At 30.9% G+C, this 22,442-nt stretch carries 20 protein-coding genes and 1 tRNA gene; 8 read left to right on the forward strand and 13 right to left on the reverse strand.

Going from position 1 to position 22,442, the window contains the following annotated elements; all coding sequences use genetic code 11:
* Positions 1–8 precede the first annotated feature (8 nt).
* The 3 genes from V9L05_RS18930 to V9L05_RS18940 are packed head-to-tail and all read right to left on the reverse strand — an operon-like array spanning position 9 to position 2,708.
* Complete coding sequence (locus V9L05_RS18930; protein WP_338813463.1) at positions 9–329, reverse strand: hypothetical protein; 321 nt, start codon at positions 327–329, stop codon at positions 9–11.
* Between the two features lie 34 nt (positions 330–363).
* The gene (locus tag V9L05_RS18935; protein ID WP_338813464.1) at positions 364–2,433 is read right to left on the reverse strand and encodes a hypothetical protein; all 2,070 of its coding nucleotides are present in this window, start codon (positions 2,431–2,433) and stop codon (positions 364–366) included.
* Positions 2,433–2,708 carry a hypothetical protein gene (locus V9L05_RS18940; protein WP_338813465.1) on the reverse strand — a complete coding sequence of 92 codons (276 nt, stop codon included), beginning with the start codon at positions 2,706–2,708 and terminating at the stop codon, positions 2,433–2,435. The genes V9L05_RS18935 and V9L05_RS18940 overlap by 1 nt, the downstream gene beginning before the upstream one ends.
* Before the next feature lie 59 nt (positions 2,709–2,767).
* Here V9L05_RS18940 and V9L05_RS18945 point away from each other — a divergent pair, with 59 nt between their 5' ends.
* From V9L05_RS18945 to V9L05_RS18955, 3 genes are all read left to right on the forward strand, one after another.
* Positions 2,768–3,262, forward strand: coding sequence for a helix-turn-helix domain-containing protein (locus tag V9L05_RS18945; protein WP_338813466.1), 495 nt, complete (start codon positions 2,768–2,770; stop codon positions 3,260–3,262).
* A 254-nt stretch (positions 3,263–3,516) separates the two neighbouring features.
* The gene (locus tag V9L05_RS18950) at positions 3,517–3,828 is read left to right on the forward strand and encodes a carboxypeptidase-like regulatory domain-containing protein (protein WP_338813467.1); all 312 of its coding nucleotides are present in this window, start codon (positions 3,517–3,519) and stop codon (positions 3,826–3,828) included.
* Positions 3,825–4,847, forward strand: a complete 1,023-nt coding sequence (locus V9L05_RS18955; RefSeq protein WP_338813468.1) for a transglutaminase domain-containing protein — start codon at positions 3,825–3,827, stop codon at positions 4,845–4,847. The genes V9L05_RS18950 and V9L05_RS18955 overlap by 4 nt, the downstream gene beginning before the upstream one ends.
* 60 nt (positions 4,848–4,907) lie before the next feature.
* Here the strand turns inward: V9L05_RS18955 and V9L05_RS18960 are convergent, their stop codons facing one another.
* Entirely contained in the window at positions 4,908–6,011 is a 1,104-nt protein-coding gene (locus tag V9L05_RS18960) for an NAD(P)-dependent alcohol dehydrogenase (protein ID WP_338813469.1), read from the reverse strand.
* 80 nt (positions 6,012–6,091) lie between these two features.
* Complete coding sequence (locus V9L05_RS18965; protein WP_338813470.1) at positions 6,092–7,021, reverse strand: ABC transporter substrate-binding protein; 930 nt, start codon at positions 7,019–7,021, stop codon at positions 6,092–6,094.
* A 148-nt stretch (positions 7,022–7,169) separates the two neighbouring features.
* On the opposite strand from V9L05_RS18965, the gene V9L05_RS18970 reads away from it, so the two are divergent.
* A complete protein-coding gene (locus V9L05_RS18970) occupies positions 7,170–8,096 on the forward strand; it encodes an alpha/beta hydrolase (RefSeq protein ID WP_338813471.1) in 927 nt (308 codons plus the stop codon).
* Positions 8,097–8,111: 15 nt separating this feature from the next.
* Here the strand turns inward: V9L05_RS18970 and V9L05_RS18975 are convergent, their stop codons facing one another.
* The gene (locus tag V9L05_RS18975) at positions 8,112–8,360 is read right to left on the reverse strand and encodes a hypothetical protein (protein WP_338813472.1); all 249 of its coding nucleotides are present in this window, start codon (positions 8,358–8,360) and stop codon (positions 8,112–8,114) included.
* Between the two features lie 67 nt (positions 8,361–8,427).
* Positions 8,428–11,115 (reverse strand): valine--tRNA ligase, encoded by a 2,688-nt coding sequence (locus V9L05_RS18980; protein WP_338813473.1) that lies wholly within the window; start codon positions 11,113–11,115, stop codon positions 8,428–8,430.
* A gap of 244 nt (positions 11,116–11,359) precedes the next feature.
* Here V9L05_RS18980 and V9L05_RS18985 point away from each other — a divergent pair, with 244 nt between their 5' ends.
* The 3 genes from V9L05_RS18985 to V9L05_RS18995 all read left to right on the forward strand — a co-directional run bounded on the left by V9L05_RS18985 (position 11,360) and on the right by V9L05_RS18995 (position 13,970).
* Positions 11,360–12,502: a DNA polymerase III subunit gamma/tau gene (locus tag V9L05_RS18985; RefSeq protein WP_338791868.1), complete on the forward strand. Its 1,143-nt coding sequence runs from the start codon at positions 11,360–11,362 to the stop codon at positions 12,500–12,502.
* A 353-nt stretch (positions 12,503–12,855) separates the two neighbouring features.
* Positions 12,856–13,074, forward strand: coding sequence for a hypothetical protein (locus V9L05_RS18990; protein WP_338791867.1), 219 nt, complete (start codon positions 12,856–12,858; stop codon positions 13,072–13,074).
* Positions 13,075–13,109: 35 nt separating this feature from the next.
* Complete coding sequence (locus V9L05_RS18995) at positions 13,110–13,970, forward strand: hypothetical protein (protein WP_338813474.1); 861 nt, start codon at positions 13,110–13,112, stop codon at positions 13,968–13,970.
* Positions 13,971–14,055: 85 nt separating this feature from the next.
* Here the strand turns inward: V9L05_RS18995 and V9L05_RS19000 are convergent, their stop codons facing one another.
* Entirely contained in the window at positions 14,056–14,640 is a 585-nt protein-coding gene (locus V9L05_RS19000) for a hypothetical protein (RefSeq protein WP_338791865.1), read from the reverse strand.
* Positions 14,641–15,075: 435 nt separating this feature from the next.
* Here V9L05_RS19000 and V9L05_RS19005 point away from each other — a divergent pair, with 435 nt between their 5' ends.
* Complete coding sequence (locus tag V9L05_RS19005; protein ID WP_338813475.1) at positions 15,076–15,669, forward strand: CvpA family protein; 594 nt, start codon at positions 15,076–15,078, stop codon at positions 15,667–15,669.
* A 152-nt stretch (positions 15,670–15,821) separates the two neighbouring features.
* On the opposite strand, the gene V9L05_RS19010 is transcribed toward V9L05_RS19005, so the two are convergent.
* From V9L05_RS19010 to V9L05_RS19030, 5 genes are all read right to left on the reverse strand, one after another.
* Positions 15,822–15,894: transfer RNA gene (locus V9L05_RS19010), tRNA-Thr, on the reverse strand.
* Positions 15,895–16,231: 337 nt separating this feature from the next.
* The gene (locus V9L05_RS19015; RefSeq protein WP_338813476.1) at positions 16,232–17,527 is read right to left on the reverse strand and encodes an aminopeptidase P family protein; all 1,296 of its coding nucleotides are present in this window, start codon (positions 17,525–17,527) and stop codon (positions 16,232–16,234) included.
* 172 nt (positions 17,528–17,699) lie between these two features.
* Positions 17,700–18,893, reverse strand: coding sequence for a TerC/Alx family metal homeostasis membrane protein (locus tag V9L05_RS19020; protein WP_338813477.1), 1,194 nt, complete (start codon positions 18,891–18,893; stop codon positions 17,700–17,702).
* Between the two features lie 360 nt (positions 18,894–19,253).
* Entirely contained in the window at positions 19,254–20,780 is a 1,527-nt protein-coding gene (gene nhaC, locus V9L05_RS19025; RefSeq protein WP_338813479.1) for a Na+/H+ antiporter NhaC, read from the reverse strand.
* Positions 20,781–20,963: 183 nt separating this feature from the next.
* The gene (locus V9L05_RS19030) at positions 20,964–22,403 is read right to left on the reverse strand and encodes a hypothetical protein (protein ID WP_338813480.1); all 1,440 of its coding nucleotides are present in this window, start codon (positions 22,401–22,403) and stop codon (positions 20,964–20,966) included.
* Positions 22,404–22,442 lie beyond the last annotated feature (39 nt).

Raw genomic sequence — 22,442 nt, forward strand, 5'->3', positions numbered from 1 at the left:
TTATTTAGTTAAAATGATTTAGAAATACAGTTAATAAGATGCTGCTCAATTTCTTTTAGTTTATCCATTGCTACATCATAGTTTACCCACATACAAGTATTGATAAAAAATGATGGTTCATTAGATAGTGGTTGTTGATTTCCTGCCTCAAGTGTAATTTGTTCAAACTCTCCTTGATAGTAAAAATTTGCATTTATTGATACTTCGTTGCTAATTTCTCTTACAAATGAATCTATATCATCTTCATTATTATAAAACGATCTGTATCCATTTTTAATGAGGAATTTTTCCATTGTTTGCCTTTGTTCGCTCTTTTCGATAGTTTCCATTTTGTTGGTTTTTTGGGGTTAAAAAAATATGCTGTTACCAGCGTTTAGGTATTTTGATTGTTTTTGATTCTGTTTTTTGCTCCTGTTCTAGTTCTTCTGAATAATCAATTCCATCTCCAGCAGCTTTTTGCATCATTCCACTTTCTCCAAATGAAAAGTAATCTTCGAAGTATTTAGCCTCTGCCAAATTATACTGTTCTTTATACTTTCCATTTCTATCGTTCGTGAATGGTACTTTCAATTCAGAATTAACCATTTCTTGCATCGTAAGCTCCTTTTGTGCTTTCTTGTATTCCTCTTCCTCTTTATCCAAAAAGTCTTTAGTAGATTTTCTATTTTTGAGTTGAGTACCGAGTGCGCTTTTTGTTTTTTCTGTATGCTCTGAGAATGTTTTAGAAGTCAATTCAAGTTCATTTAGAGTAGATTTGAATTTGTCTTTACTCAAATCATCTTTATCAACTATATTGCAAATATCCACTTGTGACATATCGTTTTTGTCAAAATAAACCCTAACACGAGCTTGATTTTTAGAGAACTCTTGGTCATTACCTAGCCAGTCAGCGTATTCTGGAACAGCATATTTGTAAGTTTTTTTACCAACTTGCACCTCTAACATTCCAGCTACAATTTTACGAGTTGTCCAATCGCCAAACATTCTTCTTAGTACGCTTGGATGTATAAATTCAGATTGTTTTCTAAAATTTTGATTGTAATTCCCTATTCTTGAATTTCCATTTTCTTGAATTTCTGCATTATAGAGAGCTACTTCTTTGAATATCGTTTTTAGAAAAACAGAATATGCTGGAGCTTCTTTGACTTTGAAAAAATCACGATTTGGACGACTTTCTTTTTTATTTGTCGTAATTCCCAAACCAGTCCACCAAGGGTACTTTCTAAATCTTTCTTGGAGTATAAAACCCATATTCTCAGCTTCGTTTTCCTGTGGATTTTGTACAACAGGATTGTATTTTTCACAAGCAAAAGCTAAAATATCATTTGCCTGTATATTCTTTTTCAAAAATCCATCAGAAACTACTTCTTTGAATTTTTTATAATTCGCTGTATGTATTGCTTGGCGCATAGCTTCTTTAAACATTGCAGTATTTTCATTAAAGCCGTGAGAAAAGCCTATCACTGCACCAGAAGCAACATCAAAAATTGGAAAGAGATTATATTGCCATTTCAATTCGCCTTTATACATAAATGTAGCTCCGATTGGAATACCATCAAGTGCTATTCTAGAGTTAGAATACTTCACTTTTTCGGATCTAATTTTATTCATGAAATGAGCTTTTTGATGTTTCTTACCGTATCTCTGTTTTGAGATAATAGCCTGTACCCTTTCACAAGAAAAATGCTGTTTAACCCAAGAAACCGACATTGCTTCCTTACCATGTGCATCGCATTTGTCTAAATATTGTGCATAAACACCGTATTTGCTATCAATATGATAGATTTGAGGTTTGTCAATGTTCATATATAAACCTACTAAAGTGATGTCGTGGAAGTCTTTTACTTCTGTTTTTGCAGCGTTTTTATTGCCAAACTTGCCAGAAATGATACATTCTACTCCTAGATTGTTATAATGATGCTCCTTTACTCTCAAAGAAGCTGCATTTGTAATTGCTAATCCTTTCAAGTTTTTGAATTTCAAGATATTTGCAGCAGCTTTACGAAGATTAGTCTTTGTATTATAGCCAGTCAAACGTCTTATTGCTTGTTTGTCTTTGCCAAGTTCTGTCAGCATTCTCAACCAAGCCGATGCTTCACTATAATCTTTTGCCAGTTCGTAACCATAATGAACTACTAAATCTTGTGCTTCAGAACTTGAGTAAAACTGTTCTAAAACTATGTTTTCTAGTTGTTCAGATAAGGCTACACTTTGTAACTCTTTTAAACTAGGTAGTTTTTTTCTATCCTGTTCTCTTTTTGCTTTTTCATTTGCTTCTAAAACAGATTGCCAAACTATCCAACCTTTTTCTGCTTTTTGCCAAAGTCTTGATGTACTTGATTTTACAGCAGATTCTGTATAGAATTTTCTTAGAAAATCGTAAGAAACGACAACCGTTTTATTAACAAATGATATTTCATTTGATAATATCATTAGCTTACAGATTTATAAGTTGGAATATTGAATGAAACTGTACTTACAGCTTCTAATAGTGCTTCGTAGTGTTTTTTCGTAAGTTCAAGTAATAAAACTACCTTTACTTGTGTAAGTGTTCTTGCTTCGTAATTTTCGTCACTATGTAGTTTACGAGCAATTCTACCTACATATTGAGGAGAGCAATCAGCTAAACGAGCAAGTCTCTCTTTATCTCCATTTTGCAGTATATTTTCATAATTTACTACGCTTTCTTGTTGTGCTATCATTTGCATAATTTTGTTAGCTTTGTGAAACTTTAGTTTTGATTATGAACCAAATTTAGACAAATATTATGGCATTACCAAATAATATGGCAAAAGAAATGATTTTTTTTTTAGGTGATAATATTAGATTCTTGAGAAAAGAGAAAAAAATGACTCAAGAGCAGTTTGCAGAAGATATTGGATATAATCGCTCTGCTGTCTCTAATTGGGAAATTGACCAAAGTATGCCAACAATAAAAGACTTGTGCAGATTGGCTGATTACTTCCAAGAAGATATAACAGAATTATTATTTCTTGATATGAAAAATGCCAACAAAAAAGGCAAAACTAAAAAAGTTTCGAGCAACCTTTCGAGCAACCTTTCGAGCAACCTTTCACAAGATTTAGAGGAAAATCAAAAAAAAGTATTGGAAATTTCAGAATTAGAAAACCGAGTCAAAATCTTAGAAGTGGAGTTATCAGCAGCTCGTAAGGAGCTATCTACTAAAGATACGCTCATCGTATCATTACAGGAGCAAATAACGCTATATAAGCAATTACAAGCCACTATTTCAAGTAAGTAGTATTTGAGTAGGTTTTGTTTACTTTACGCATACACGCCCTTATGTATCTGTAAAAGTGTAGTTTTCGTTTTGTACACCCCTGTCTTGTAGAACACGTACACGTGCCTGTTAAAAGATTAGTAAATGTGTTAATAAGTATAAAAGTGTAGTTTTCGTTTTTTATCGTCATTTCGCTATTTTACATAAAAATAGCCTTTAAAACACATTTAAAAGCCATTTTTTCAAAAACCCCAAATATTATTAAACTGTAACTATTGTTATGCCCCTCTTACTGTCCAGAATATGGTGCTTTACCAGGAGCAACTATTCAACTAAAAGGGACTACTAGAGGAACTACTACAGATATGGAGGGAAATTTTAGTTTTACAGTTCCTTTTGCAGATGAAATTATTATTGTAGCACGTTTTGTTGGATATGAAGCAAGAGAAGAAATAGTAACAGAAAACACTTCACAAAATTTGACATTACAATTACATGATTACGAACTTTTGGGAGAAGTAAGTGTCAATGAAGTTTATCAATCAAAACAAACAGTTTGGCAAAAATTTAAAGGTTTATTTAGATGATTCGATTTTTCTGTATTTTATTCTTTTTCATTACTGGAATAGCTAAAGCACAGCTCAGCGATTTTGGAAATGTAGATTTTCGTAAAGCTGATAGTGTTGCAAATCATTACAAGGGCGAGAGCTTAAAAAACTTGCCTTTACTTTCTTATAATTTGACAAACTCTTTACCTTCTCAAGTAGAAAAATTTAGAGCGATATATACTTGGGTAAGTACCAATATTGAAAATGATTATTGGGGATATGTCAAAAATAAACAAAAACGCAAACAGTTTCAAAATGATAGTTTGGCTTTACGTAATTGGAATAAATCATATTTACCAAAAGTAGCTGAGAAATTAATCAAAGAACAAAAAACGCTTTGTACAGGCTATGCCTTTTTGATAAAGGAATTAGCAGATATATCTGATATAAAGTGCGAAATTGTGAACGGTTATGGAAAGACTGCAAGTAGTAATATGGATGAGGAAAACAGCATTCCAAATCACTCATGGAATGTAGTAGAACTGGATAACAAATGGTATCTCTGTGATGCAACTTGGTCAAGTGGATTTTTTGATGTAGATAAAAATGAGTTTGTTTCAGAATATAATGACGGTTATTTTTTGGCTGAACCTAAGTTATTTATCAAAAATCATTATCCTTTAGATAAAAAATGGATGTTATTGGAAAATAAACCTACTCTTTCTCAATTCCTAAATGCACCATTGATTTATAAATATGCTTTCAATTATCAGCTTATTCCAGTAGAGCCTCAAAAAATGAAAATAGAGATAGGGAAAAATGAAACAATTAGTTTTTTATTTGAAGCTCCCGATTCACTCAACCCAGAAGCTATTCAACTAGAACTAGGTTCAGGTTCTTCTAAATATTCTAAAAAACCTATCATTAATAGAACCAAAGAAGGATTTTTAGAATTAAAATATACGTTTGAAAAGTTAGGTCATTATGATGTTCATATAAAAATTGATAATAAATATCTTGTTACTTATACGGTCAGAGTTAGAAGAAAGACAAAGTAGATAGGAAAAAGCACAAGATTTTGGTCTTGTGCTAATCTTAAAAAATGAGATAATAGTTCTTTAGGCTTTCATATCAATTACATATCTAAAACGTACTTTTTCCTTCTTTATCTTTTCGAAGGCATCATTAATATCTTCTATTTTCATCATCTGTACTTCTGGATGAATATTATGTTCTGCACAGAAATCAAGAACTTCTTGTGTATCTTTTACTCCCCCTATTACCGAACCACCTACTTGACGAGCTAGTTTTGCCACTTCCATATTATTAAGAGGTTCTTTATACTCTCCCAAAAGACCAACTGTTACCAAACTACCACGAATAGCGAGTAGCTTAACATAAGGATTGACATCAAAAGCATAAGGAATTGTAATCAGTATATAATTAAAATTCATAGCGTTTTTTTTCATTTCCTCATCATTTTCTGAAATCAGAACGTGGTCAGCACCTAATTCTAAGGCTTCTTTTCTTTTGGCTTCTTGTGTAGTAATTGCTGTTACTTCTGCGCCCATTGCTTTTGCTAGTTGCACAGCCATGTGTCCAAGTCCTCCTATTCCAACAATAGCTACTTTATCTCCTTGTTTGATGTTCCATTGTTTGAGTGGTAAATAAGTTGTTATTCCTGCGCACAAAATAGGTGCTGCTTTCTTTATATCTAGCTTTTCAGGAATACGTAACAAAAACTCTTCGCTTGAGACTACATGACTAGAATAACCTCCAAAAGTATTAAAATCAGATGCTGGGTCATTAAAATAACCGTTATAAGTCATTGTAGGGCCGTGAGGTCCTGCACAAAACTGTTCTTCATTATCTTGGCAAGGTTTGCAGGTCTGGCAACTATCTATCATACAACCAACTCCTACTAAATCTCCTTCACTAAATTTTGTTACTTTGTTACCGACTTTTGCTATTTTTCCAATAATCTCATGCCCTGGTACACATGGATAACGAGTATTTTTCCAATCATCGTTTACTTGATGAATATCACTATGACAAACGCCACTATATAATACCTCTACAATAACTTGGTTATCATTAATCATAGGACGTTCTACATCCATTTCTGATAGCCTATGGTCTGTTAATTTGTTAAGCAAATTATCTTTTGCTCCATAACCCTTTACTACAAATGTGTTTTCTTTAAATTTAATGTCGGTTTTCATTCTAACTAGATTAAAAAGTGTTACATAAAAAAAGTAATTCTATCTTTTTATAAACATAAAATTACTCCGATAACGTTATGCTAAGAAAATTGTTTTTCTAGTTTTAGAAATTCATTTGTAAATAAATCTTGATGAAGAATTCGCTCATTTTCTAGTTTGTTATCAACAAGCCAATTCAAGAATGAATTTACTCTTTTGGGTTTCATAGAACCACATTCTGAATCAGTTTTAAAATATGGAGCCGTAAAATTAATTGACTTTTCTAAATCAACATTTTGCTTATCGTATTCTGTTAGGTGTTTTTCTAGGATTTTTATAGCTTCTAATTTATTTTCTATGGCGTATAAATATCCTTTTTGAGTGGCTTTTATAAAATTTGAATATTCCTCTTTTTGTTTGTTCAAATTACTATTTTTTGTAATAATGACAGGAGAATAACAATAAGGAATATCAAAGTTACCTAAAGAAAATTTATTGAGTTCTACATTCTTGGATTCAGCTTCTATACCTTCCCAATTATTGAATATCCATGTTGCATCAGCTTTGTTTTCTAATAAAATATTCCAAATTCCTAGCTTTTCAGGATATACTAATTCAATATCTCCAGTTCCTCCATCATTTTTTACCATTTCTTTCACAATATAGTCTTCATAACGTGCTTTATAAGAAGCATAAATTTTTCCATCTAAAAGTTGAGGTCTATCTATTTTTGAAGATTTTAATGTTACAATACTGCTAATATCTTCTTGCAAAATGGCGAAAACAGCAATAGCATCAACTACATTTTTTTTGTTGTTTAGACTAATCACAGTTTCGAAAGGTGCAATAGCAAAATCAGTTTCATTTAGCTCTAATTTTTTACCAGGAGTAAGAGCATAATTATCCTCTAAAGGATTTATAATGGTTGTTTCTATCTCCAATTCTTTGTAAAATCCTAGTTCTTTTGCTACAAAAATTCCGATATGATTGATGTTTGGAGTCCAATCTAAAGCGATTCTTAATTTTTTCATGGTGTGTTTTAGTATTAAAAATTGGTTTGAAGGACAAATATAATAATTCTTATTGTCCTATAAAGTCAAAATTTAAAACGATACACTTAAATCAATCTTTTTTGTATTTTGCAAAAAAAAACAAAAAAAAACAATTAGCTATAAAAAAATGAACTTAGAAAAAGACTTTACTACCCAAATTCTAAATTTAAAAGATGATTACGAAGGAAAAGTAATTGCTACACTTGTTTCTTGTAATGCCAACACAGGAAATAGAAAAAGTATAATTTATATTCATGGTTACATCGATTATTTTTTTCATCCTCATGTAGCTGAACAGTTTATTGAAAATGGATTTGATTTTTATGCGCTAGACCTTCGTAAATATGGGCGTTCGTGGCTTCCTCATCAAAGAGAAAACTATTGTAAATCTATTACAGAATATTTTGAGGAAATAACGATGGCAATTAATCAGATTTATGAAAAAAGTCAGTCGCCTATTTATCTATTTGGACATTCTACTGGAGGACTTACAGCATCTAGTTATGCTAATTTTGGAGAAGAAAAAAGTAAAATAAGTGGGCTTATCCTAAACTCTCCCTTTTTAGATTTCTATGATTCTGAGTTTAAAAAGAATGCTACTTTAGCTGCTTGTAATATGCTTACTTTATTTTCAGATTATACCTATATCAATAATATGCTTTCGCCTGTTTATGTGCAAAGTATTCACAAAGATTTTAAGGGAGAATGGGATTTTAATTTGAAATGGAAATATACAAAAGGCTTTCCTACTTATTTCAAATGGGTTTTGGCAATTGATGAGGCACACGAAAGATTACAAAAACACTCAGCTATTCAAGTTCCCGTTTTGGTTATGCACTCTTCTGCTTCTACCAAACTTTCCAAATTTTCAGAAGAAGCTATGCGAAAAGATATTGTTTTAGATGTAGAAGATATAAAAGAAAGAGGTGCAAAACTAGGTGATAAAGTTACTTTATTAGAAGTAGAAAATGCGATGCACGATATATTTTTATCTTCAAAAATAGTTAGAGAAAAGGCTTTTGAAGGAATGTTGGAATGGCTTTTGGAGAAATAAAAAGTAGAAAAGAAATTATTCTATTTTTTGTTTACGTCCTATTTCATAATACAAAATATTTGAAATGATATTAAAAACAAATAAAAAATTACTCCCTAACACCACAATAACCCAAATTAATTTCTCATTATCTTCAAATTTATTTTTCAAAATATCAATTAGAGATATGATAGAAAAAATAACTCCTATGCCATAAAATGGTAAAAGTAGAACAAATAATTCATAAAATAAGCTATATAATCCATATAAACTGAATGCTAACATAAATAAATTGTGTTTGGTTTATACGAACAGTTTATTCGTTTTATAAACTGTTCGTATATATTATTAATCAATTAACCAAACTTAATAAAGCTTCTTCCAAAGCTTTAATTTTGGCTTCTGCGTCAGCTTTCTTTTGACGTTCTTTTTCAATAATATCAGGTTTGGCATTATTTACAAAACGCTCATTTGAAAGTTTTTTATCAACACTTACCAAAAAGCCTTTTGTATATTTGATTTCTTTCTCTAAGTTCTGACGTTCTTCTTCTACATTGATTTGAACTGGAACAGAAAACTCATCTCCTTTTACTACAAAACTCATAGCTGGATTTGGCTTTTCGTCTGTAAAATTGATTTTATCAACTCCTGCTAATTTCTGAATCAGAGAAAGATACTCATCATAAAAACTAGAATCAGAAGTAGTATTTGCAACCTTGACAAATAAATCTAATTTTTCTTTTGGAGGAATACTTTTAGCATTTCTAACCTTTCCAACCTGAGAAACTATTTCAAAAATCTGTTCTGTTTTCTCTAAAATAGAAGCATCAAATTCTTTTACCTTTGGATATTCTGCAACTATAATCGCTTCTTTTTCTCCTCTTTCGTTTAATAAATGCCAAAGCTCTTCTGTGATAAATGGCATAAAAGGATGTAAAATTTTCATGAGTGTTTCGAAAAACTCAATTGTTTTATTGTATGTTCCTTTATCAATTGGAGAACCGTAGGCAGGCTTTATCATTTCTAAATAATTAGAGCAGAATTCGTCCCAAATCAATTTATAAACCCCCAAAAGCGCATCAGAAATACGATATTCTTTATAATGATTCTCAATTTCTGTCAAAGACTGATTTAATTTTGCTTCAAACCAATTTATTGCCACTTGATTTCCTTGTGGAATAGCATCACTTGTTTGTTCAAGGGACTTCAAAAGTAAGAAAGCATTCCATATTTTATTAGAAAATTTACTTCCTTGAAAGCATAATTTCTCATCAAAAGGCAAATCATTTCCTGCTGGAGAAGAGAAAAGCATTCCTACACGAACACCATCAGCACCATACTGTTTGATTAAATCTAATGGGTCAGGCGAATTTCCTAATGACTTAGACATTTTTCTACCTTGCTTATCTCGTACAATTCCTGTCAAATAAACATCTTTAAACGGACGTTTGCCTGTATATTCGTAACCTGCAATTATCATTCGGGCTACCCAAAAGAATAAAATCTCTGGAGCAGTTACCAAAACTTGTGTAGGATAGAAAAAGTCTAATTCTTTATTTTTAGATAAATCAATTTTTCCTGTTTCTTTGTCAAAACATTCATCATTAAATCCATCAAAAACAGCGATAGGCCAAAGCCACGAAGAAGCCCACGTATCCAAAACATCGTCGTCTTGACGAATGTCATTTTCAGTTACTTCTTTTCCAGTTTTTTCTTTGATTAATTGCAGAGCTTCTTCCTTAGTTTCAGCTACAACAAAATCATCATCTCCATCTCCGTAGAAATAAGCAGGAATTTGATGTCCCCACCAAAGCTGACGAGAAATACACCAATCTCTTACATTTTCCATCCAATGACGGTATGTATTTTTGAATTTTGCAGGGTGTAAAATGATTTCATCTTTCTCAACAACTTCTAAAGCCGTCGCAGAAATTTCTTTCATTTTGATAAACCATTGCAACGATAATTTTGGCTCAACAACGCTTCCTGTGCGTTCAGAACGACCGATTCTTGAAACAACTTCTTCTTTTTCTACTAATAAACCTGCTTCTTCTAATTTCTTTGTAATCAATTTACGAACCTCAAAACGGTCTTTTCCTACCATTTCTGGCATTTCACATTTATCGTTTAAAGTTCCATCGTCATTAATTGTATCAATAACTGGTAAATTATGTCTTTGTCCGATTTCGTAGTCATTTGGATCGTGTGCAGGCGTAACTTTCAATAATCCTGTTCCAAAATCTATTTCTACATACTCATCTCCAATAATTGGAATTTTACGACCAATAAAAGGAACAATTGCATTTTTACCTATTAAATGTTTGAAACGCTCATCGGTTGGATTTACAGCAATGGCAACATCACCCATAATTGTTTCAGGTCTTTGTGTTGCTATTGTGATTGTTCCTCCGTCTTCTAATTCATATTTTGTATGATATAAAAATGCTCTTTCGCCTTCTTCTTTATAGATTATTTCTTCATTTGAAATAGTTGTCTGAGCTTCACAATCCCAGTTTACCATTCTCAGGCTACGATAGATATAGCCTTTTTTATACATATCAACAAAAACACGAATAACGGCTTTATAATAACCTTCATCCATTGTAAAACCTGTACGATTCCAATCACAACTAGCCCCTAGTTTTTTGAGCTGCTCAAGAATGATTCCACCGTATTTATCTTTCCACTCATAAGCATGATTCAAAAATTCTTCTCGGCTAAGGTCAGATTTTTTGATTCCTTGTTCACGAAGCAAACGAACTACTTTAGCCTCCGTAGCGATAGATGCGTGGTCAGTCCCTGGTACCCAAAGAGCCTCAAATCCCTGCATTCTGGCACGACGCACCAAAATATCTTGAATGGTATTGTTGAGCATGTGTCCCATGTGAAGGACACCTGTAACATTTGGTGGAGGAATAACGACAGTATAAGATTCTTTTTCAGGATTTACTTGAGCTTCAAAAAATCCATTTTCAAGCCAGTATTCATACCACTTGTCTTCTATCTCGGTGGGTTGGTAGGTGTTGCTAAGTTCTTTCATTTGTTCAGTTATCAGTTACCAGTAAACAGTTATCAGTAAATTATTTTTGTAACAATGTGTTTAATCTGTAAAGTTCAGAAATTTTTGAGAAAGAATTAAATTTTATTTACATTTTAGTATAACAATCTCAAAAATACTAAAGACTAGCAATTTTTAAAATCAAAATCTATTTTAGTTACCAGCTTCTAACCAAATTAGTAAAAAATAACTATCAAAAACATAAATTTCTTCGTAACTTCGTGGAATGGAAAATTATGTAGTTTCGGCACGTAAGTATCGCCCAGATACTTTTGATGCTGTCGTCGGACAATCTCACATTACGGATACTCTCAAAAATGCAATTCGCTCAAGCCAACTTGCACAGGCTTTTTTGTTTTGTGGCCCTCGTGGTGTTGGTAAAACAACTTGTTCTCGTATTTTGGCAAAGACAATCAATTGTTTGAATATTACGCCAGAAACAGAACCTTGCGATGAGTGTACGTCATGTAAATCTTTTAATAGTGGTAATTCGCTTAATATTAGTGAACTAGATGCAGCTTCGAATAACTCAGTTGAAGATATTCGTAATCTAATTGAGCAAGTGCGTTATCCTCCTCAGGCTGGAAAAAAGAAAGTCTATATTATTGATGAGGTTCACATGCTTTCCAATCAAGCCTTTAATGCTTTTTTGAAGACTTTGGAAGAGCCACCTTCGTATGCTATCTTTATTTTGGCAACGACAGAAAAACACAAAATCATTCCTACTATTCTTTCTCGTTGTCAGATTTTTGATTTTAATAGAATTCAGCCCAATGATGTAGCTCGTCATTTGGAAAAAATTGCTATCAAAGAAAATGTAGAAGCAGAAGAAGAGGCTTTACAGCTTATCGGAAGAAAAGCTGACGGTGCTTTGCGTGATGCTCTTTCTATTTTTGATATGTTAGTTACGTTTTCACCTGACAGAAAACTAACTTATGTTCGTGCTATCGATAATTTGCATGTCTTGGATTATGATTATTACTTTAAATTGACAGATGCCTTTTTGAGTAGAAACCATACTGAAGCCTTACTTATTTTTGATGAAATATTGAAAAAAGGGTTTGACGGACATAATTTTGTAGTTGGTCTTTGTGAGCATTTACGTGATTTGCTCGTTTCAAAAGATGCTGCAACAGTTTCTTTACTAGAACTTTCAGAATCGATAAAAGAAAAATATAAATCTCAAGCTGCTGCATCTTCTTTTTCGTTTTTGATGTCAGCTCTTAATTTAGCTTCTGCCTGTGAGTTGGGATATAAAAATAGCAAAAATCAGCGTCTTCATGTAGAAATGACACTTTTAAAACTTTCTCATGTAATGGCTGCACTTTCTATTCCTCAACTGGTGGAAGATTTAAAAAAAAAAGACTAGCTAAATCTCAAAATTCATCAGAAGAACAAAATTCTATATCAAAGACAACTACTTCATATCAAAATCCAGCTCTAGCAAAAAATACAGAAGATATACCTTGGAAGAAAACACCAAAGGTTACAACAAATGTCAAAATTCAAAAGAAAGTAGTTGTTGAAAGTAAAGTAGAAGAAAAGAAAGGAGTCAATTCACAAGCTGACCGAAATTCTAGTTTTGATACAGCAAAAGCTCAAAAAGTTTGGAAAGAGTTTTTCAAATCAAGTCCTTCAGCTTTTGCAGGAAGTCTAATCAATGCAAAATTAGTAGTAGAAAAATCACCAATTATTAAAGTAGAATTACTCAATAATATTGCGTTGCGTTCCGAATTTTCTACTATCAGAATTGCACTAAATCCTCATTTAGCCAATAATTTGGATAATGATTTTGTGCAAATAGAAATTATAGACCAACATATAGAAAAACAAATACCTGTAAAAGCATTATCAGAACAAGAAAAGCTAGACGTTTTGGTGAAAGAGTTTCCTCTAATAAATGAAGCTATGCGACGTTTTGGGTTACAATTAGACAACTAGAAAATGAATTATGAATTGCAAATGATGAATTATAAATGGTAAATGTTGAAATAGAATATGATGAAAATAATAGATTATATTCTTTTAAACCAAAAGCAGTAAATCAAAAAATTTGGCGTGTTTTTCCTGATCCAAAAAGTGATTTAATAGTTTTAGAAATCAGAGAAAAGCAAGAACAAAAAAATATATCTCAACTTCTTATCTTGCACAACTACAAAAAAGAAATTGTAGCAATGGCTGAAATGGAAGCTACTCAAACACTTCTTACTTTTTTTGATGAAACTATTTTATTATCAGAAATTGATTTTCAACATGAAATGCCACTTGCAAAGGGCTTGAAGGCTCTAAATACAGATTTTGAAACAATCTGGGAATTGGAAGAAGTAAGTTATTACGGAGTTATAGAAGAAGATAATCAGAATGAAACCAAAGTAGCCTTTTCTCTACAATCCAATTACTACTCTGTTCCTCTAAAACCTAATTTAGAAATAGAAATTTATACAGATAAAGAACAAATAGAAGCCATTGAAGAAGAATATTATAATCTGAAATCCAAAGTAAAACAGTATTTTTATTCTACTGATGAGTATCTAATAAGTCATCCAAATTATAAGGATATTTCAAATTTTGTGTTTAAGAAGACAAATCAAAATATTCAAAACTCTATTCTTTATACAGAAAATGAAAGTTATTTGATTTGTAGTTATTTAGTAGAAAATGAAAAACAGCAAAATGAAAATTATTTACTTTGTACAGATAAAGAAGGAAATCTGAAAACTCATTTTTTGATAAGTGAAAATATAAAAAAACCACAAGAAATTATTTTGATGAAAAGTAAAATCTTGTGGATAGATGGAAGTAGAGTATTTTTAAAAGACATTAATTATTCTATCTAGTCATTTTCCTCTTGAAAGTTGTTGGTGTCTTATCGATAGTTTTTAACATATCTCATGAATATTGTAAGATAACCAATAATTTTTTTTATAGAATAAAACGAATAGGTAATTTAAAATATTCGGTTTCTTCTTGCCAAATCATAGAATTAATTTTCCAATCTCCTTTTATAAATAACAGTTCAATGCTTGCCATTCCTTTTTTATTTTCAATATTTGAATCATAATAACAGATTTCAAAACCACCAAAACGCTGTGCAATATTGCCAAACTGTTCAATTTTATAATTGAGTTCACGAACATAAAAGGGAGGAAAGTCATTTTGTTGAATTTGTGAACGAAACAAACTGATAAATCTATCAACAGACAAACGAATAGGCTCACCAAATGTATTATTTGTCATAATAGCAGAAGGAGTGAAGCAATTTCTTAACTCATTCCAAATTGGCTTTTCATTTCCATTATTTCCATAAAAAGACAGAACACGGTACATCTGTGCTACTCTGACATTTACATCATCAGTTGGAGGCATAATGTCCTCAAAGTCGTTTAGATTATCTTTACTCGTATTATTTTCAATACTACGTTTCAGATTGCTGATATCTACATTTGTTTGTTTTAAATCTTGCTTTATTCTTTCCAAGAGATTTGTTTTTTCCAAAATTGTTGTCATAGTAGTTTCATTTTATAAGGAGTATAGAAATTAGGAAGGATAATCTACTTTTATTAAAAAGTTGCGATAAGATGTGAAATATAACAGCTTTAATAAAGATACAAAAAACTTTTTATAGTGCAAATTTTCAACATTAGAAAAATATAGAAAAATGGATTACAATTGTATTTTTTTTTCTAAAACTTGTTTTGATAAATAGCATTAAACTGAAATAAATCATAAAAAGGCTAACAAAACTATACCTGAACCTATTTTTTAGAAAACTTAGTTAGCTTTTTTATTGTAAAATTGCTTATCTTTCAATAGATTTACGAGTGTATCACAATTTTCAAACTATTTAGTAAGCATTTTTTGACTTTAATTTTATATTTTTCGTTGTAGTAACTTTATATAAAACAAAAATTATAGTATTAATTACAGCATAATCAATTACCTATGTTAAATCTTCTCTTAGAAATCGGTGCAGCAGACAAATCATTTTGGGATTATTCCTTCAAAATTGGAGACGTAATCTTACTTTTGCTTCTTGGTTTTGGTGCATATCAAGGCTATCTAAAAGGAATTATTGTAGAACTGTTATCTTTATTTATACTTATTTTTATTGTCTATTGGGTAATGACAGGTACATATTTGGGTTTTAACTCTCTGCAAGAAAGTGATGTAGTAGGAAAATTTTCCAAAACAACGACTCCTTTTCTAACCTTTCTTATTGTTACTATTCTGTTAGCTCTTCTGATGGAATTTTTAGGAAATTTGGGTAGAAAATTTCTACGATTTACGCTTTTCGGTTCTGCTGATTCATTTATAGGAGCTATTTTTAGTCTCGTCAAATATTGTTTTGTAATTGGTCTTGTAATGGTTCTTTGTATAGATATTGGTCTTTTTCAAGAAGCTGAAATCAGAGAAAAATCATTGCTTATGCCTCTAGTAATGGATGTTTTTTCTTATATTGTTCTTGTTTTGGACGGAATAGGTGTAGAAATAAATGATCTCTTGGCAGGTATTAGTAATTTGCTTAGAAGGTATTAGTAAGCAATAAAATATTTCTTTATAGCATAGAAAAAGCCTAAAACTTCAGTTTATCACTGAAGCTTTAGGCTTTTTATTTATAGGACTGTTTTTACAATGATTCATAAAAAAAACATAAAAAAACCTTTCAAATTTATTGAAAGGTTTTTCTGAGCCTTCTAACGGGATCGAACCGTTGACCTATTGATTACAAATCAATTGCTCTACCAGCTGAGCTAAGAAGGCTTGTTTTTCTTTGGTGATACAAAGGTAGTATCTTCTTTTGATATAGACAAATTTTTCTTTGAAAAAAAAGTGTTTTTTATTGATTTTTTATAAGGTGTGAGTCTAACCTATTGATTATTAATGAATTAAAATAATTAATTTTCATGGATGAACTTAACTAAGGAATAGAAATTAATTAAAGTATTAACAATGAAACCCATAACTAAAGTTATGGGAAAGTTTGGCTTTAACATAAATGTACCATAATAAAATTGGTTGTGTAATGCTATGTTAGGACGACACATTAACTTCAAAAAAAAGAGTTAGACAAAAAATTATCTAACTCTTTTTATTTTTCTTATTTTTTATTCATCAAATCTTCAATTTCTTCTACTTCAATAGGAATATTGCCCATTAAGTCATCATAACCATTTTTTGTAATGACAATATCATTTTCAAGACGAATACCAATTTTTTCTTTAGGAATATAGATACCAGGTTCAACAGTAAAGACCATTCCAGCTTCTATTTTTCTATCAAAAGCACCATAATCGTGAACATTAATTCCTAAATGATGTGTTGTTCCGTGCATAAAATATTGCTTATACAATGGATTATTTGGGTCTTGATTTTTAACTTCTTTTTTATCTAAAAGCCCTAATCCAATCAATTCTTTTTCCATCAAATTTCCCACTTCTTTGTGGTATTCATTTAATGTATTTGAAGGATTAAGAAGTTTCATGGCAGCACGCTGAACACGCAAAACAGCATTATAAACCTCTTTTTGACGTTTTGTGTACTTTCCACTTACAGGAATTGTTCGTGACATATCCGACGCATAACCTGCATATTCTGCACCAATGTCTAACAAAATAATGTCTCCTTTTTTACAGATATTATCATTCTGAACATAGTGCAAAACACAAGAGTTTTCTCCTGCTGCAATAATTGGCTCATAAGCAAAACCTTTAGAACGATTTCTTACAAATTCATGTAAAAGTTCGGCTTCAATCTCATATTCCATCACATTTGGTTTTACAAAAGAAAGCAAACGACGGAAACCTTTTTCAGTAATACTACAGGCATGACGCATCAATTCTATTTCAGTTTTTTCCTTTATAGCACGAATGTTTTGTAAAATAGGTGCGCTTCTTTGATAGGTATGCAAAGGAAAGCGATGCTGTATTTCTTTACGAAAACGGTCATCACGAGTTTCTACTTCAACACTTTGTCTAGTATGTTCGTTGGTGGTTAGATAGACATTTTGAGCAGGGAAAATCAAAAACTGCTGCAAAATAGACCAAAATTGACTTGTCCAAAATACTGTTTGTATACCTGATTGTTTGGTGGCTGCTTCTTTAGTGAGCTTTTCTCCTTCCCAAACTTTAATATGGTCATTGGTCTCTTTAACAAAAAGAACTTCTCTATATTTTTCCTCTTTTGCATCTGGAAAAAGAACTAAAATGGTTTCTTCTTGGTCAATTCCTGTCAAATAATAAATATCTGAATGCTGCACAAAAGGCATAGTGCCATCAGCACTAGTTGGCATAATATCATTTGAGTTAAAAATAGCAATTGAATTGGAGAGTAAGCCTTTTGTAAATTTTTTACGATTTTTTACGAAAAGGTTACTTTTTATAGGTTCGTGTCGCATAAAATGAGAATAGAATGTTTTAATTTGAGTTTTTCAAATGTACAAAAAAATCTATTGCAAGAATATGTAAGGAGCAATAGAACCAATTAATAAATATTAAAATATTTTATTATTCTATTTCTTATTGATTAAATGCTAAAAAAATGCAGACTACAAACGAATATATTTTTATCTAACTAACATTTTTCATATTTCTTTTATCTTCTGTTTTAGAACTAGGAGTGGTAACTTCCTTTTGAGGAAAAATTATAGAAGCTAAAATACTAATAGCAAGTATTCCCAAGATAATAAAAATGGAATGTTCATTAGTAAAACCAAATGTTTTGAGCCAAGTTCCTGCAAGCATTTTCAGACCAATATAAGTAAGTAGGAAAGCTAAACCGAGTTTGAGATAGTGGAAAAGGTGCATAATATTTGATAAGAAAAAGAACATTGAACGCAAACCTAAAATAGCAAATATATTGGAGAAAAAGACTACATAAGGGTCTTGTGTAACAGCAAAAATAGCAGGAATAGAATCAACAGCAAAAATCAAATCTGTAAATTCGATAACCAAAACAACAATAAAAAGTGGAGTAACAGCCCAAGTTATTTTCTTTTTACGTTTTCTGTTTTCATTAGTTTTTAATTTTTTATTATTGATACTTTTAGTCAATAATCCTTCTTCATAGGTAGGAAGTGGAATGAAAAAATGTGAACCTACATAACGAGGATAAACATTAAAGACTTTAGAAGTCCATTTTACTATCCAACTATCATTCGTATCAATTTCTTCTTCTTCCTCACCTTTTATAAATTCATAAAACATTTTGCCACCAGTAAAAATCAAGAAAGCTCCAAAGACATATAAAACCCAATGAGCATGCTGAATAATAGTAGCACCTAAGAAAATAAATAGAAAACGCATCAATATTGCTCCTAAAATACCCCAAAATAGCACTTTTTTGAAATATTTCTCAGCAACACCAAAGGAACTAAAAATCAAAATAATTACAAAAATATTATCAACAGAGAGTGAATATTCTAATAAATAGCCTGTTATGAAATCTAAAGACATTCTATCCCTGTAATTTTGAACACTTTGTTCGAAGTTACCTTCTACCAAAATTCCAGCTCTGTCTTCTATGGGAATATATTTTTCTACAATCTGTACTACGTCTTCATAGTTATTTACACCATGAATTAAATCGCCATAATAATCTAAAAAGCCCCAAAAACCTAGAGCCAAACATATCCAAAATACACTCCAAATGGCAGCTTCTTTGAATGATATGATATGATTTTCCTTAGAAAAAACACCTAAATCAACTAAAAGAATAAGGACGATAAAGACGGTAAAGAGTGCGAAAAATATATATTCGTTCATAAAATTACTGACTGCAAACACTAAATGAGAAAGCGTTTGTTAAGGTATTGAATATGCTTTTGAATCAAAATTATTATACAAAAAGCGAGTTGAAGAAGCTATTTGTTTAAATCTACTGATTACAGAGCTGATTCATTATTTAAATTGATAGATTGTTTTTTATGGATAGTACGTTGCTAAATGCCGATATAAAACTAACTGAAAGATATAGAATTTTGAGTTTGTTTTAACAAAGAAAGTCAAAAAATATGATAATTCTATAAATTCTATATTGAATTTTAAAAACAAGTTAGTAAAGAGAATAGTTTTGAGAATTTATTTAAAAATTTAAAGACAATTCTTTTAATGATTTATTCCAAATTAGTTAATAGCTTTTCCTGTTTCGGGATTAATTTTTTTGATTTTTATTCCAACATAACCAAAAATAATACTCATAAAAGGGCTAATAATATTAAAGAAACAATAAGGTGCATAATCTAGAGTGGCAACTTTCAAAACTCCTGCTTGTGTTGCTCCACATGTATTCCAAGGAATCAAAACCGATGTAACTGTTCCTGAATCTTCTAGTGTTCGGCTTAGGTTTTCAGGTGCAAGTCCTTTTTTACGAAAAGCATTTGCATACATCTTTCCTGGAACTACAACTGCCAAATATTGGTCAGAAGCTGTTAAGTTAAATACAATACAAGTTCCGACAGTAGCTGCAATCATCGAACCCGTAGAGTGAGCCAATGAAATAACAGCATTGCTAATACGTGCAAGCATTCCAGCAGCATCCATGACACCACCAAAAATCATAGCACACAAAATTAACCAAATTGTTCCCAACATTCCTTTCATTCCACTACTAGATAAAAGTCCGTTTACTGTTTCACTGTCTGTAATAAGGCTTACATCGCCAAACATTGCCATCATAACAGCCGTATAACCTCCAAAATTTTCTAAAGCAAATATTCGCATATTTCTATAAGCCGTTTCTGGTTCTTTATTCAGATTTTCCAAAGTAGGAGCTACATTGGCTACTTGTTCAATGATTTCTGGTTGAAAAATAATAGCAAAAATACCTCCCAAAACACTTCCAATTAGAAGTGAAGGTAAAGCAGGTACTTTACTTACAATCAATGCAATAACAGCAACAGGAACAGCAAAAAGAAAAGGACTTATAGAAAATTTATTTTCAATGGCACTCATAATTTCGTTTACATTGCTTGCAGAAGCTGTATTTTCACTCATTAATCCAATTATCAAAAATAAAATCAATGTAATTGAGAAAGAGGGTACAGTAGTGTAAAGCATATAACGAATATGCGTAAAAAGGTCAGTGCCAGCCATCGCAGGAGCAAGATTTGTTGTATCTGATAAAGGTGACATTTTATCTCCAAAGTAAGCACCTGAAATAATTGCACCTGCTACCAAACCTTCATCAAAACCAAGAGCTGCACCAATCCCTAGAAGAGCAATCCCCACTGTTGCAATCGTCGACCAAGAACTTCCCGTTCCTAGAGATACTAAAGCACAAACAATACAAGAAGCCACTAAGAAAAAAGTAGGTGTCAAAACTTGTAAACCATAATAAATAAGAGCAGGAACAATTCCACTAAGCATCCAAGTACCAGCCAATGCGCCAATCATTAATAAAATCAAAACAGCAGACATAGCTGAATTAATACTTTCCAAAACACCATCCATTACTTGTGTCCAGCTCATTTTGAGATACCAAGCTACTAGACCTGCTATTGCACCAGCCAAAAGTAAAGCTACTTGATTTGCACCAGAAGTAGCATTATCACCAAAAATAAGAACATTAAATACTAATAAAACGATTAAGCCAAGAATAGGAATGAGCGACTGAAAGAGAGTAGGTGTAGGCGTTTTTGAGTTAGTGGACATAGAGAATTGTTAATTATTAATGGTAAGTGATAAATGAATTATATTAATTTTAATTTTTTTATAAAAGATGAAATTTATAATTATTCATAAACCATTAACTATTGTGTGTGAGTAGTATTTTTTAATTTATAATTAGTCATTTATAATTAACTATTAATTTTGGTATGGCAAATTAATAAAAAATTAATCTAAACGCATAAAAATACCGAAAATAAAAAAAGGAAGAAATCCTATTTTATACCGAACAAGCGCACCCAAATTAGGAGCAGATAAGGCTAAAAGCGTGGCCATTCCCAAACAAAAAAATATTCCAAGAAGCCATAAAATAGCTAAAGAATTATTTTTAGAAGTAGATTTTTGAGGAAAAACCAAAGAACGAATTTGATGAAATAACTTCTTGATAGAAATAGTATGAATGAAGAAAAATAAAATAATCCAGTTTTCGATAACAGAAGCTAATCTATAAAAATTAAATTTAGGTGCTCCAAAAGTAGAAAAATCAATCTCCAAAGGGAAAAACAAACCTGCCAAAAGTGCTTTTGGACTTTGCTCAAATAACTGAAGATAAGTGGGGAAGTTTTTATACTCTCCATTTTGATAATTATGATAAGTAGGTTCAAAATCATAACTATATGTAAAATTTATTTGACTCTCAAAGTCAGAGGTAGCTAAAATATTTTGTTGGTTAATAAAAATAGCTTCTGTTAGCCGAGAAAACCATAAATTTGGATGAAGATTGGAAGCTAGACCAACAATAAAAACAAAACCTCCTAAAAATAAAAGAAACTGAAAGCGAATAGATTTATTAAAATAATTTCTAGCAAAGAAACTTATTCCAAAAGCAAAAAGTAAGGGAACAAGCAGCGCAAAGTAATAGTATTTGAGTAAAAACAAACAAATAATAAGAACAAAAAATAAAATTGTTTTTATAACAATTCCTGTAAAAATACTTATTTCTGTTTTGATTTTTGTATTATCAGAATTTTTACCAACGATTCTATAATTTTTACTTTCAAAAAATTTCAAAATATCTAAAAAGAAAGCAATTAAAAATCCCATAATCAGCCACAGAAAACTCTCTTTCATCATCGATGATGCCCAAAAAGCAACCGAAGGAGTAAAGAAAAAACCAATACAAAGAGCTAATTTTATTTTTTTAATTTTTATATCAGAATCATTTTTGGTTATAAACCACCTTGCTAAACGATTTGCACACGCCCAAAGTCCAAAAAAAGCCATAAGAGAGCTATAAAGATTAGTCAAATACATATTCTTTGCAGCTAAAAGATTCATAAAACTCAAATATCGAACAAAGAAAAATGCTCTTTCACCTTCTGTTGCAAAAGTATACATCCAAGCAGGATTTAGTTTTCCTGTTACTAAAAAAATCAAATACCCTAAAGTATCACTCCAAAAATAATCACTCAATCTAAGTATATCTTGCTCATAAAAAATAAGGTCAGGAAGAATATTGAAACTTAAATGAAGTTGATATAATAATAATCCACAAAAAAGTTTGAAAATCAAAGCTTTTACATACACTTTTGATAGAATTTCATTTTTATTGAGAAAATAATGTACTACTATAATTCCTAAGAAAAGTAGAATAGATAGAATTATCATTTTTTTAAGATAGATAAAGCAAAGTGCTTGATAATTAGA

The sequence above is a fragment of the Bernardetia sp. Wsw4-3y2 genome, assembly GCF_037126295.1.
Classification (GTDB): domain Bacteria; phylum Bacteroidota; class Bacteroidia; order Cytophagales; family Bernardetiaceae; genus Bernardetia.

What these genes read in the sequence shown, in the direction of transcription:
- V9L05_RS18930 (WP_338813463.1), bottom strand. Translation starts at nt 329, where the DNA reads ATGGAAACTATCGAAAAGAGCGAACAAAGGCAAACAATGGAAAAATTC.
- V9L05_RS18935 (WP_338813464.1), bottom strand. Translation starts at nt 2,433, where the DNA reads ATGATATTATCAAATGAAATATCATTTGTTAATAAAACGGTTGTCGTT.
- V9L05_RS18940 (WP_338813465.1), bottom strand. Translation starts at nt 2,708, where the DNA reads ATGCAAATGATAGCACAACAAGAAAGCGTAGTAAATTATGAAAATATA.
- V9L05_RS18945 (WP_338813466.1), top strand. Translation starts at nt 2,768, where the DNA reads ATGGCATTACCAAATAATATGGCAAAAGAAATGATTTTTTTTTTAGGT.
- V9L05_RS18955 (WP_338813468.1), top strand. Translation starts at nt 3,825, where the DNA reads ATGATTCGATTTTTCTGTATTTTATTCTTTTTCATTACTGGAATAGCT.
- V9L05_RS18960 (WP_338813469.1), bottom strand. Translation starts at nt 6,011, where the DNA reads ATGAAAACCGACATTAAATTTAAAGAAAACACATTTGTAGTAAAGGGT.
- V9L05_RS18965 (WP_338813470.1), bottom strand. Translation starts at nt 7,021, where the DNA reads ATGAAAAAATTAAGAATCGCTTTAGATTGGACTCCAAACATCAATCAT.
- V9L05_RS18970 (WP_338813471.1), top strand. Translation starts at nt 7,170, where the DNA reads ATGAACTTAGAAAAAGACTTTACTACCCAAATTCTAAATTTAAAAGAT.
- V9L05_RS18975 (WP_338813472.1), bottom strand. Translation starts at nt 8,360, where the DNA reads ATGTTAGCATTCAGTTTATATGGATTATATAGCTTATTTTATGAATTA.
- V9L05_RS18980 (WP_338813473.1), bottom strand. Translation starts at nt 11,115, where the DNA reads ATGAAAGAACTTAGCAACACCTACCAACCCACCGAGATAGAAGACAAG.
- V9L05_RS18985 (WP_338791868.1), top strand. Translation starts at nt 11,360, where the DNA reads ATGGAAAATTATGTAGTTTCGGCACGTAAGTATCGCCCAGATACTTTT.
- V9L05_RS18995 (WP_338813474.1), top strand. Translation starts at nt 13,110, where the DNA reads ATGGTAAATGTTGAAATAGAATATGATGAAAATAATAGATTATATTCT.
- V9L05_RS19000 (WP_338791865.1), bottom strand. Translation starts at nt 14,640, where the DNA reads ATGACAACAATTTTGGAAAAAACAAATCTCTTGGAAAGAATAAAGCAA.
- V9L05_RS19005 (WP_338813475.1), top strand. Translation starts at nt 15,076, where the DNA reads ATGTTAAATCTTCTCTTAGAAATCGGTGCAGCAGACAAATCATTTTGG.
- V9L05_RS19015 (WP_338813476.1), bottom strand. Translation starts at nt 17,527, where the DNA reads ATGCGACACGAACCTATAAAAAGTAACCTTTTCGTAAAAAATCGTAAA.
- V9L05_RS19020 (WP_338813477.1), bottom strand. Translation starts at nt 18,893, where the DNA reads ATGAACGAATATATATTTTTCGCACTCTTTACCGTCTTTATCGTCCTT.
- nhaC (WP_338813479.1), bottom strand. Translation starts at nt 20,780, where the DNA reads ATGTCCACTAACTCAAAAACGCCTACACCTACTCTCTTTCAGTCGCTC.
- V9L05_RS19030 (WP_338813480.1), bottom strand. Translation starts at nt 22,403, where the DNA reads ATGATAATTCTATCTATTCTACTTTTCTTAGGAATTATAGTAGTACAT.